This is a genomic window from Craurococcus roseus (assembly GCF_039523795.1).
Taxonomy (GTDB): domain Bacteria; phylum Pseudomonadota; class Alphaproteobacteria; order Acetobacterales; family Acetobacteraceae; genus Craurococcus; species Craurococcus roseus.
This window is the reverse complement of sequence record NZ_BAAAFZ010000009.1, coordinates 51,147-61,622: the sequence shown is the minus strand read 5'-3', so window position 1 is coordinate 61,622 and position 10,476 is coordinate 51,147. Positions and strand designations below refer to the sequence as shown.

The following is a 10,476-nucleotide window of genomic DNA, read 5'->3' as shown; positions in this document are numbered from 1 at the left end:
AAGGCGGCCGCGACCAGCGCCGCCGCGGGCGCGAGCAGCAGCACGCTCCAACCCCGGTAGGCCAGCCACACGAGCAGCCCGAGGCCGAGCAGGATGCCGAGCAGGCCCACGGCGGTGTCAGACCCCCTCCAGCAGGCCCTGGAGGTCGAGGGTGGACCGGCGGCCGAGGTCGTGCCCGTGCGCCTGGAGGAAGGCGTCCGCCGCCTGCCGCCCCTCGTCGCGCAGGAACAACAGGAAGTCCCACTCGGCGTTGAGCTTCGAGGAGTAGCCGAGGTCGGTCATCGCCGCGGACGCGATGCGGTGGACGCGCATCCTGGCCCAGAGCGCGCCTTCGCAGTCGCCCGGGTTCGCCACCTCCCGCAAAAGGTCGATCATCTTCAGCTCCTTCAACAGGGTGGCGTTGAAGGAGACCTCGTTGACGCGGTTGTTGATCTCCCGCGCCGTGCGCGGCACGCCGGGCCGCTCCACCGGGTTGATCTGGACCAGGATGGTGTCGTCGGACGAGCAGTCCCGCACCAGCGGCGTGATGGTCGGATTGCCCGAGTAGCCGCCGTCCCAGTAGGCCTCGCCCCCGATCTCCACCGCCTGGAACATCTGGGGCAGGCAGGCGGAGGCGAGCAGCACGTCCGAGGTGACTTCGGCGTTGCGGAACACCCGGCCCTGGCCGGTGCGGACGTTGGTGCAGGTGACGAACAGCCGCGTCGGCGCGCGCGCCAGCCGGTCGAAATCAACCACGCTTGCGAGTATGCCGGTCAGCGGGTTGATGCCGGCCGGGTTCAGTTGGTAGGGCGAGACCAGCCGCGCCGCGAGGTCCAGCGCGACGAAGGCGGGCGACGCGTCCAGGGTCCAGCGGCCGAGCAGCGCGTCGAGCGGCGTGCGCCGGATCGGGCTGAACATGGCTGCGCGCGACACGGCGGACCAGAACCGCTCCAGCGCCTCCCGCGCGCCCTCCGCCCCGCCGGCCGCGTGCCCGTCGGCCAGAACGGCGGCGTTCATGGCCCCCGCGGAGGTGCCGGAGATCGCCTCGATCTCCAGCCAAGGCTCTTCCAAGAGGCGGTCCAGCACGCCCCAAGTGAAGGCGCCGTGCGCCCCCCCGCCTTGCAGGGCGAGGTCCACCAGGACGCGGTCGCGCTGGAGCGGGGCGTTGGCCGACCTTTCCGGCATCGCGGCTTCCCCGCCTCGTGCCGGTTCAGACCGGATCCGGGCCGGCCGTGGCCGTGGCGCCGGCCGCCCCACCGAAAGGCTGCGACGACGGCGCCGCGGCCGAGGCCGCACCGGATGCGGGGGCGGCGCCCATGTCCTGGCGCCGGGCCTGCGACAACGCCGCTTGGAGCCGCTGCTCCTGGTCCGGCGACAGGGAAGAGCGGATCACCCGGCCCTTGAAGCCCGCCCCGGTGATGTCGGCCAGGACCTTCTCCGGCTGCACCTTCCGGACCAGCACGAAGAGGGCCGAAGTGTTCGGCTGGAGCGTTTCGCCGATGGAGCGGATCAGGTCGTCGTCGATGCCGTAGTCGCCCAGGCTGCCGGCCAGCGCGCCGCTGCCCGCGCCCACGGCGGCCCCGGCGGCGAAGCCCAGTAGCGGATTCAGGAACAGGAGGCCCACCAGCGAGCCCCACAAGGCGCCGGACAGGCCGCCCTGCGCCGCGCCCAGGCCGACCAGGTTGACGCTCTGCTTGATCCGCACCGTCCCGTCGGGCGAGCGGATCGCCACCACGGCGTCCTCCAGGTCGATCAGGTGCTCCTTGGTCAGGCGGACGAGTTCGTTGAGCGCCCGGTCGGCTTGCTCGGTGTCCTCGAACCCGACAACGATCAGTTCAGACATCGGCACCTCCTCTCGCTTCGCACGGCAAGCGCCATGCGGAGCCGACAGTTCCGGCTTCAGGCGCTCGCCGCGTCCAGCAACTCGACAGCTTCACGGTCCAACTCCAGGCTCGCTGCCTTGACCAGCCCGGCCAACTGCTCCGCGATGAACGTCGTCGAGGCGTTGGCCGCGCTCGCGGAAGAGGTCCCCGGCACCGCCGTGGCCTGGGCCTTCCGCCGGCCTTTGGCGGCGGCGAATTTCGGCGGCGGGCGCGACGACGGCCTCGCCGCCCGCGGCGCGCGTGCCCGCGTGCTCGTGGAGGAAGGGCGCGCCCGTGCGTTCGCGCCCTTCCTCGTCCGCCGCCTCTCCGACGCGCCGAATGGCGCGGTGCGCGTGGAGGGGCTGTTGGACAGTCGGCTTGAGCCACCAACTCCCGCGCTTCAACGCGAGCTGGCACACCAGCACGTCGCCATGGACCATGGCGATGACCACCCGTCGCGGAGCCGGGGGCGCCGCGGCATCGGCGATCAGGATGTCGCCGTGCCGGATGCCCCGCTCTACCAGGGCGTCGCCGCGGACGCGGACCGGGTAGCGGTGCGGCCGGCGGAGGTCGAGGATCTCCGACAGGTCGATCGGCCCTTCCAGGCTGTCCGACGCCGGCGAAACAAATCCCGTCGTGTTGCCGCCATCGTAGTCGCCGCCCGACACGCCCCGGCTCCTGATTCGCTCCGAGCGCAAGAATGTATAGAGAACAACATGGACGGACAATCGCGAGTTTCGCGAGGCGCGAAGGAGAAAGGGCGAGTTAAGATGGGGCCCTGAAACGCCAACGGCCCGCCGGAAGGCGGGCCGCGGGGTAGTCGGGTTGTCCCCCCAAGACAGGCTTTCGCCCGTACCCCTGGAGGCTCACGCGTTTTGAATAGGCCCCGCCTCGCGCCGGGTCAACGCAAGGTTTCTCGATGACCGGCGACACACCCGGGGCTCTGCCGCCGGCGTTCACCGAAGCGGAACTCGCCGCCATACCGGCGGTGCTCTCGGCCGCGCGCTTCGGGACCTACGTCAAGGAGGCGGGCGGCGACCGCGCGAGGGCCCTCCGGCTCTATGTGTGGAACGCCCGGGTCTCGGCGGCCTTCGGCCCCCCCTCCACATCGCCGAGGTCGCCGTCCGCAACGCCATCGCGGAAGCCGTAGAGCGGGCCTACGGCACCCGGGATTGGCACAACAGCCGGACCTTCGCTTCGGACCTGAAAGACCCATTGAAGGGGTACAGCCCCTAGAAACTGTCTGCCAACCGTCGTGAGCTGCTAAGAGGCTGAGTTGGCGTTGTTTTCCGGCCTTGCCGGAGAGCCCGCCATGCCCCGCGACGCCCCCTCGCACCGTCCGTACCCGTCCGACCTGAGCGACGCCGAATGGTCGCTCCTCGCGCCGCTGTTCGCCCGCCGCAGCCATCTGGGGCGCCCCGAGAAGTGGCCGCGCCGGCTGCTCGCAGACGCCGTGTTCTACCTCCTGCGGTCGGGCTGCGCGTGGCGCATGCTGCCGCGCGACTTCCCGCCTTGGGCGACCGTGTACTCGCAGTTCCGGCGCTGGCGCATGGACGGCACGATCAAGGCGGCCCACGACCGCCTGCGCGGCCGTGTCCGCGCGGCGCAAGGCCGCGACCCGGAGCCCTCGACGGCGATCGTGGACAGCCAGACCGTGCGCTGCTCGGCGGCGGGCGGGCCCGCGCGGGGCTACGACGGCGGCAAGAAGGTCGCGGGCAGGAAACGCCACCTGCTCGTCGATGCGGGCGGCCTCGTCCTGCTCGCCCACGTCCACGCGGCCGACGTGCACGACCGGCTCGGCGCTCAGGCGCTGATCGCGCGCGCGGCCCCGTCGGACCTGCCGCGCGTGGAGCTGGTGTGGGCCGACGGCGCCTACGACGGCCCGTTCGCGCGCTGGCTCGCCGCCGAGCGCGGCTGGCGCGTCGAGATCCCGCGACACCGCGACCGGCAGCTCTGGCGCTACGGCTTGGAAGCCAAGCCGCGCGGCTTCCGGGTGATCCCCCGCAGGTGGGTCGTCGAAGTAGTCTTTCCGCAAATGGCAAAACCGGACGTGCTCGCTCTCGGGGCTGGTGGGCAGCACGTAGCGGATCTCGACTTCGGCGTCGGTGACGACCACGCGGTCGATGAGCAGCAGCACGAGTTGCCGGCGCTGCTCGAAGGTCGCCGTGGCCAGCCCGTGCTGCACCCGGCCGCGGAATGCCTCCAGTGACGCCCCCACGCCGGCAAGCCGTTGGCGGCGCTCCGCGTCGTTGCACAGCAACTCCTCCTGGCCGGCCAGGGCCTGCGCTCGGCCTTCCAGGTTGCGGCGCCGCCGCTCGTACTCGTCGAGCGGGAGGACCGCCCGGAGGTAGGCGTCGGTGAGCCGTTCGATCTGCTGGCGCAGGTGCGCCTGGGCGCGGCGCAGCGTGTCGCGGCGGGCGAGCAGCTCCTGCGGCAGCCACGCCCCGCCGTGGGCGCGTGCCACGGCCGTGGCCAGCGGCGCCGGCTCGCCCAGCAAGGCGCAGAGGTCCGTCCACACCAGTTCGTCGAGCTGGCCGGCGGGCGTGTACCGCGCCGCGCAGCAGGTGGCGCGGTGCGAGAAGGTGCTGTGCCCCTTGCCGCCGCACAGGTAGTAGAAGTTGCGCCCGTTGACCGCCCGCGCCGTGCAGGCGAGGCCGCAGCGGCCGCAGCTCACCAGCGCGCGCAGCAGGTACTGGTGCGCGGTGTTGTTCCGCCGCGCGAAGGAGCGGTTCGCCGCCAGCTTGGCCTGCACCTCATCGAACTGCGCCTGGCTCACCACCGCGGGCACCTGGCCGACGAGGAGCCAGGTGGCGGCCGGCTGCGGCACCGCCGTGCCGTGGGGGTGGCCGATGGGGTGCGTCGCCGAGCGCCGGTGCGTGGGCGCGCGGTACCGGGTGCGCTGGGCGTGGACCTGCCCCGTGTAGGTCGGGTTGCGCAGGATGCCCCGGATGGTGGGGCTCGACCACCGCGGCGTGCCCGTGGGCGTCGGGATGCCGCGCCGGTCGAGGTGCATGGCGAGCCGCATCAGCGAGGCCCCGGGCTCCCGGTACATGGCGAACAGCTCGGCCACCACGGCGGCCTCGGCCGGGTCGACCGTCACGCCCTGCGGGTCGCGCGGCCGGTCCGGGCCCAGGCGGTAGCCGTAGGGCGCGTAGGTCCAGGGCAGCAGTGCGCCGGCGCGGAGCTTGGCCAAGCGCCCGCGGCGCATCCGCTCGGCGATCAGCGTGCGCTCGTACTCGGCCACCGCGCCGCGGATCTGCAGGAGCAAGCGATCGTGCGGGTCGTCGCTCATCGGGCGGTCCAGGAACTCGGCGGTGCAGCCGGCCCGCACCCACTCCTCCAGCAGCACCATCTGGTGCACGTAGTTGCGCGCCAGGCGGTCGGGCGCGGTGACGAGCACGCGGTCGACCTCGCGGCCTTTCACGGCGTCGCGCAGGCGGTCGAGCCCCGGGCGGGCCAGCGCGGCGCCGCTGTGGCCGTCGTCGCGGAACACGTGCGCCGGGTCGAGCGCCCAGCCCTCGGCGGCGTGGGCGCCGACGTGGGCCGTCAGCCGTTCGAGCTGCTGCTCAATGGTCTGGTGCTCGACCTGGTGGCCGGTCGAGACGCGGCCGTAGATCGCTACGCGCATGGGCTGCCTCCGGCGGGATCGGGGGCGCCGGCATCGGCGCCGGCGCGGGCGAGGCCGTCGCCCACCCCAGGAGGAGCTGGTAGGCCCGGTCCCAGCGCTGCTGGCCGGTCGCCGCCGGCACGTCCGTGCGCCGGACCTGCCAGGTGCGCTGCCGCCCCATGCTCCCCTCCGCGGTGAGTGACCTCACCGCCGAGTTGGGGCGGAGCCGACCCGCGCAGCCGGCCCCTCGCCCTGGGCCAGCCCAACCGCAGCCGCCCCGAGCGCGTCAGGCAGAACTTGTCATTTGCGATAAGGCCATTGAGCGGACGTTCGCGTGGCTCGGGCAATCGCGCCGCCTCGCGCGCGACCACGAGCGCCTCCCCGAGACGGGCGAGGCGATGATCCACGGCGCCATGACCCGCATCATGCTCCGGCGGCTCGCCATGGCGGCCTGAAACCGCGCGGCTCCAGCGCACCAGCACCGCATCACGAGCGTTGGCAGACAGTTTCTACTGACCGTCGGCAAAAGCATGGTGCACGGGCATGCGGCCCTCATGCAGCGATGCGCCGGAGCATGATGCGGGTCATGGCGGCGTGGATGACCGCTTCGCCGGTCTCCGGCAGACGCTCGTAGTCACGCGCCAGCCTGCGCGAGCGCGACAGCCAAGCGAAGGTGCGCTGGCCTGCTCCAAAGGAGATTGTTCTGCGTCTGTTCGCGCGAGCCGGACACCCAAGCCACTTTCGTGTCCTGACCCCATCCAGGCCATGCCGAGGCCGACGCCGAGCTGGAGGCCGAGCACCGCGGAGCGGGGCACGGCGCGCGCCGCCCAGCCGACCGCGCCGGTGAGGCCGAGCAGAAGGAGCACGGCACCGCCGGCCAGGCCCGCGGCGGCCACCTCGCCGGGGGCGAGGCCGCCCGCGACGATCAGCGCGCCGACGGCCTTCATCGGCTGCACCGGCAGCGGCAGGCGGTAGAACAGGCCCGTCGCCACCAGCGCCAGCCCGAAGCCGACGAGGGCGCCTCCCGGGGCGAGGCCGCCGACGGCGATGGCGCCGAGCAGGATGGGCAGCAGCGTGCCGAGGTCGCCGAAGGCGCCGCCGGCCTCGCCGGCCAGCGTCGGGCGGGGAGCGCCGCTCACGCGCGGGCGCGCACGCCGAGGTGGACGACGCCGCGCCCTTCGCGACGGAGCAGCCCCGCGCGTTCCAGCCGCGCGAGGGCCCGGTACGTCGCTTCGTGCGTCAGGCCGAGCTCGGAAGCCAGCGCCTTCCAGGTGCCGCCGAGGCGACGGGCGCCTCCTTCCTCGGCCGGGAGGGCGTGGAGGGCGTCCAGCAGCCGGTCGGCGGCGTGGGGGAGGGCCAGGCGCTCGGCGCGTGCCCGTTCGGCGACCAGGCGGGCGGCGAGGTGGGCGGCCACGCGCCAGGCGAGGGCGGGGTCGGTGGAGGCGGCACGGCGCAGCTCCGCCGCGGGGTGGACCGCGACGACGCTCGGCGCGGCGGCGACCGCGTCGCAGTGGTGGCGCGGCTCGAAGAGCGAGGCCTCGGCGAAGGTGTCGCCCGGCGCCGCGCGGTGGAGGACGGAACGGCGGCCCTCGCGCGAGGTGCGGACCAGCTCGAGGGCGCCGGAGCGTACGACCACGAGGCCGAGCGCTGGGTCGCCGGCGCGGAACAGCGCCTCGCCGCGCGCGAGGCGGCGCTCGCGGGCGGGCGGCAGCAGGGCGATGAGGTCGGCGTCCATACGACCGCAGTCATATGATGGGTCGGGCGAGGCGCGCTACTGCGGCGGGGACCGGAGACCGATCACGTGCGCCACACCTCGCCAACCCTCCTTGCGGCGGCCCTCCTCGCCGCCATGCCCGCCGTCGCCCAGCACGGGAGGCACGGCGCGCACGGCCCCGCCGCGGGCACCGTCACCATCCCGGGGCAGCCCTACTCGGGGCTCGACCGGCGGCGCACCAAGGCGCTGCCGGACGGGCAGGCGGCCGACCTCCTCGCCGGGCGGGGCATGGGACTGGCGCTCGCGGCGGAGCTGAACGGCTATCCCGGCCCGATGCACGTGCTGGAGCACGCGGACGCGCTCGGGCTGACGCCGGCGCAGCGCGCGGCGGCCGAGGCGCTGCGCGCTCGCATGGCGGGCGAGGCGCGGGCGATCGGGGCGCGGATCGTGGCGCTGGAGGAGGAGCTCGACACGCTGTTCGCGGGAGGCGCGGCCGACACCGGCCGGCTCGCCGCGCTGACGGCGGCGCTGGGGGCGATGAACGGCCGGCTGCGGGAGGTGCATCTGGCCACCCACATCGCCATGCGCGACCAGTTGGAGCCGGCGCAGCGCGACCTCTACGCCCGGTTGCGGGGCTACGCCGCGGCGCGCTGACCCGCGCGGACGCCTCCGCCTCGTCGTCGATCGCCATCGCGGACGCTGAATCGACTTCCGGTTCCGTTGCCACCGCAAGCCCGAGTTCCACGGCCGGACAGCCGCCGCGTTCTCGCTCCGTCCGCCTATGCTACAAATCCGTGCATTCCGTTAAGTCCGGCCGGGACGCTTGGAGGAGCAGGGAGTCATCCCCGCCGCCGCACGCGGCGGCGGCGGCGGGGACGATCCGCGCCACGGGCGCGAGCCCTTGCGCGCCGTCCGGGGGCTGCTACGGCCGCGGACGCCGGGCAGCCCTCCCCGATCCGGAAGCGAGAGGACGAACCATGCGCGCGAAGCACGCCATTTCCGCCGCCGCCGCCGCCCTGCTCGCGGCCTGCTCCGCCGAGGCCGTCCGGACCCCGGACGCCCGCTACATCGCCTTCCTCCGCGCCACGCAGGCCCAAGCCGTGCGGATCGCGGCCATGACCGACGAGGAGGCCGTGCCGCTCACCTCACCCCGGAACACAAGCGCGGCGACGCGGCGGGGTGAGACAGGGCACACGCGAGGGCCCGGACTTCCAGGCCCTCGCGGAGGCACCACGACGGTCGGGGCACGGCGGCCTGCGGCTGGCGCCGGAACGCCCGACGACAGCGCCATGGCCGGCGTCGAGTGGGTAGCGGCGCCGTGCGGGCGGTGCGGCGCTCCGCTTGTCCGTCACCTCTCCTCCGGCGGCTTGATGTGCCGGAACGCCGCGAGGAGGGCGAAGTCGTAGATGATCTTCAGGACGCCGCACGCGACGAACGGCAGGTCGGCGTATCCGGCCGAGAGGAGCGCGCCCGCGAGGGCCGGGCTGGCGGCCGCGGCGAGGCTCCTCGGGACGGCGGTGAAGCTCGCGGCCGCGGTCCGCTCGGCCGGCGTCACCACGGCCATGACGTAAGAGGTCCGGGTCGGCACGTCCATCTGCGAGAGCGCCGCGCGCAGCAGCAGCAGCCCGAGCGCGAGCCCCGCCGTCGGCGCGAAGATGGCGGCGATCAGGCACAGGCTCGACGGGATGTGCGTCCACACCATCGTGTTCACCAGGCCGATGCGCGCAGCGAGCCACGCGGCGACCGGGAAGGAGAAGGCCGACAGCACCCCCGACCAGAAGAAGAACAGGCCGGCTTCGGCCAGCGACAGGCCGAACCGCTCGAACAGCCAGAGCGCGAGCAGGGACTGCACCGCGAGGCCGCCGGCGAAGGAATCGACGCTGAAGAGCGCGGCGAGCCGCACGACGATGCCGCGGGACGGCCCGAGCGGGGCGTGCCGCGCCTGCCGCTCGGCCCCCGGGAGGGGCGGGATCGCCCAGTACGCCGCGGCGCAAGCCACGCCGAGCAGGGCGTAGAGAAGGAACATCGATTGCAGCGCGGCGGGCCGCGGCACCCCGAGGGCGGCGAGCGCGTCGGGCCCGCCCGCCGCCAGGGCGCCGGCGGCCGCGGCGAGCGCGCCGACCAGGCTGTAGCGGGCGAAGACGGCGGTGCGCCCCGCGTCGGGCGACGCGTGCGTGAGCAGGGCCTGCTCCAGCGGCGCGAAGACGCTGACGCTCCCGGCCGAGGGGTTGATGGTCCCGATCAGCGCCACCGCCGCGATCACGGCGAAGCCCCCGGCTACCGCGAAGCCGAGGCCGGTGGCGGCCATCAGCCCCGCGGCGAGGAGCAGCAGCAGCCGTGGATCGGCGCGCCCGCCCGCGATACCCGCCCCGAGCGTCATCATGGCGGAGCCGAACAGGGCGATGGTCGCGACGGCGCCCACCTCGGCGGCGCCGAACCCGAGCGCGACGAGGTGCGCCGGCAGCACCACCGCGGCGAGGCCGTCGCCGAAGTCGCGCAGGCCGCGCGCCCACAGGATGCGCCGGACGGGATCGTGCGCGGCGACCGGACCTTCGGGCATCATGCCGCGCCCCGATGCCGTGCCGCCGCCGCCGGCACGGCGGCCACGGCCTCGGCGACGCGCCGCGGGTGCCCCCCCCGGTCCGAAGCACAGCGCGAACTCGCTGCGCGGGTCCACCTCGACCACCTTGCCCCCCGCCGGCACGCGCACGCCGCCGCGCCGTGCCCGCCGGCGCGGCGGGATCAAGTCAGCGCCACCAAGGCGACGCCGGCGCACATCAGGGCGGCGCCGGCGATCCGCCCCCAGCCCGCGTCGTGCTGCTGGAAGCCGAGCAGGCCGTAGTGGTCGAGCAGCAGGGAGAACACCACCGAGGCGGTGACGGTCAGCCCGGTGAAGGCGGCGGCGCCCAGGGGCTGGGCCGCGTAGGGGCGGGCGATGAACACGGCGAAGCCGGCCAGGCCGCCGAGCCACGCCCACCAAGGGACCTCCGCGGCCTTCTCCGGGGGCCAGCCGAGCTGGCCCGTGAACAGACCGCCCGCCACCGCGCAGAGCAGGCTGAGGGCGAGGCTGACCGCGGCCACGAGGAAGGGCCGCTCCAGCGTCTTCTCGAGCGTCCCCGCCAAGCCGGACGCCACGGGGTTGAGCAGGCCGGCGACGATGGTGAGCACGTAGAGCGGCCACAGCACGTCAGGGTTCTCCGGGGGCGTGTTCGGGCCAGGGTGCGAGGAGGGGGGCGCCCCGCCTCGCCGGGGCTGGGGGATCTCGCCCCGGTCTCGGCCCGGGGCGCGGTCCGCCTTCCGGCACGCGCGGCGAG

The 10,476-nt window shown here is 74.4% G+C and carries 9 protein-coding genes and 3 pseudogenes; 3 read left to right on the top strand and 9 right to left on the bottom strand.

Translation table 11 applies throughout. From position 1 onward, the window contains the following. Nucleotides 1-117: 117 nt before the first annotated feature. From ABD067_RS05900 to ABD067_RS05890, 3 genes and pseudogenes are all read right to left on the bottom strand, one after another. The gene (locus tag ABD067_RS05900; protein WP_343894260.1) at nucleotides 118-1,164 is read right to left on the bottom strand and encodes a patatin-like phospholipase family protein; all 1,047 of its coding nucleotides are present in this window, start codon (nucleotides 1,162-1,164) and stop codon (nucleotides 118-120) included. Nucleotides 1,165-1,312: 148 nt separating this feature from the next. Next, nucleotides 1,313-1,822 (bottom strand): annotated as a pseudogene (locus ABD067_RS05895) (DUF1269 domain-containing protein); the annotation flags it as partial. Between the two features lie 90 nt (nucleotides 1,823-1,912). After that, nucleotides 1,913-2,509 carry a S24 family peptidase gene (locus ABD067_RS05890; protein WP_343894259.1) on the bottom strand — a complete coding sequence of 199 codons (597 nt, stop codon included), beginning with the start codon at nucleotides 2,507-2,509 and terminating at the stop codon, nucleotides 1,913-1,915. A gap of 644 nt (nucleotides 2,510-3,153) precedes the next feature. Here ABD067_RS05890 and ABD067_RS26365 point away from each other — a divergent pair. Next, complete coding sequence (locus tag ABD067_RS26365; RefSeq protein WP_408871514.1) at nucleotides 3,154-4,050, top strand: IS5 family transposase; 897 nt, start codon at nucleotides 3,154-3,156, stop codon at nucleotides 4,048-4,050. Nucleotides 4,051-4,356: 306 nt separating this feature from the next. On the opposite strand, the pseudogene ABD067_RS26360 reads toward ABD067_RS26365, so the two are convergent. Continuing rightward, nucleotides 4,357-5,469, bottom strand: a pseudogene (locus tag ABD067_RS26360) (recombinase family protein); the annotation flags it as partial. A 158-nt stretch (nucleotides 5,470-5,627) separates the two neighbouring features. On the opposite strand from ABD067_RS26360, the gene ABD067_RS05880 reads away from it, so the two are divergent. Then, complete coding sequence (locus ABD067_RS05880; protein WP_343894257.1) at nucleotides 5,628-5,903, top strand: transposase; 276 nt, start codon at nucleotides 5,628-5,630, stop codon at nucleotides 5,901-5,903. A 97-nt stretch (nucleotides 5,904-6,000) separates the two neighbouring features. Here the strand turns inward: ABD067_RS05880 and ABD067_RS05875 are convergent, their stop codons facing one another. The 3 genes and pseudogenes from ABD067_RS05875 to ABD067_RS05865 all read right to left on the bottom strand — a co-directional run bounded on the left by ABD067_RS05875 (nucleotide 6,001) and on the right by ABD067_RS05865 (nucleotide 7,183). Next, nucleotides 6,001-6,093 carry a hypothetical protein gene (locus ABD067_RS05875; RefSeq protein ID WP_408871513.1) on the bottom strand — a complete coding sequence of 31 codons (93 nt, stop codon included), beginning with the start codon at nucleotides 6,091-6,093 and terminating at the stop codon, nucleotides 6,001-6,003. A gap of 134 nt (nucleotides 6,094-6,227) precedes the next feature. Continuing rightward, nucleotides 6,228-6,587, bottom strand: a pseudogene (locus tag ABD067_RS05870) (putative sulfate/molybdate transporter); the annotation flags it as partial. Then, nucleotides 6,584-7,183, bottom strand: coding sequence for a Crp/Fnr family transcriptional regulator (locus ABD067_RS05865; RefSeq protein ID WP_343894255.1), 600 nt, complete (start codon nucleotides 7,181-7,183; stop codon nucleotides 6,584-6,586). The pseudogene ABD067_RS05870 and the gene ABD067_RS05865, both read right to left, overlap by 4 nt. A gap of 66 nt (nucleotides 7,184-7,249) precedes the next feature. Between ABD067_RS05865 and ABD067_RS05860 the strand changes: the two genes are divergently transcribed. Continuing rightward, nucleotides 7,250-7,816, top strand: a complete 567-nt coding sequence (locus ABD067_RS05860; protein WP_343894254.1) for a periplasmic heavy metal sensor — start codon at nucleotides 7,250-7,252, stop codon at nucleotides 7,814-7,816. Between the two features lie 694 nt (nucleotides 7,817-8,510). Here ABD067_RS05860 and ABD067_RS05855 read toward each other — a convergent pair. Both ABD067_RS05855 and ABD067_RS05850 read right to left on the bottom strand, forming a co-directional pair. Further along, the gene (locus tag ABD067_RS05855) at nucleotides 8,511-9,725 is read right to left on the bottom strand and encodes an MFS transporter (RefSeq protein WP_343894253.1); all 1,215 of its coding nucleotides are present in this window, start codon (nucleotides 9,723-9,725) and stop codon (nucleotides 8,511-8,513) included. 179 nt (nucleotides 9,726-9,904) lie between these two features. Beyond that, the gene (locus ABD067_RS05850) at nucleotides 9,905-10,348 is read right to left on the bottom strand and encodes a DMT family transporter (RefSeq protein WP_343894252.1); all 444 of its coding nucleotides are present in this window, start codon (nucleotides 10,346-10,348) and stop codon (nucleotides 9,905-9,907) included. Between the last annotated feature and the right edge of the window lie 128 nt (nucleotides 10,349-10,476).

Bases quoted from the DNA above. Each gene is read 5' to 3' on its own strand.
- ABD067_RS05865 (WP_343894255.1), bottom strand. From the start codon at position 7,183: ATGGACGCCGACCTCATCGCCCTGCTGCCGCCCGCCCGCGAGCGCCGC.
- ABD067_RS05855 (WP_343894253.1), bottom strand. From the start codon at position 9,725: ATGATGCCCGAAGGTCCGGTCGCCGCGCACGATCCCGTCCGGCGCATC.
- ABD067_RS05900 (WP_343894260.1), bottom strand. From the start codon at position 1,164: ATGCCGGAAAGGTCGGCCAACGCCCCGCTCCAGCGCGACCGCGTCCTG.
- ABD067_RS26365 (WP_408871514.1), top strand. From the start codon at position 3,154: ATGCCCCGCGACGCCCCCTCGCACCGTCCGTACCCGTCCGACCTGAGC.
- ABD067_RS05880 (WP_343894257.1), top strand. From the start codon at position 5,628: ATGCTCCCCTCCGCGGTGAGTGACCTCACCGCCGAGTTGGGGCGGAGC.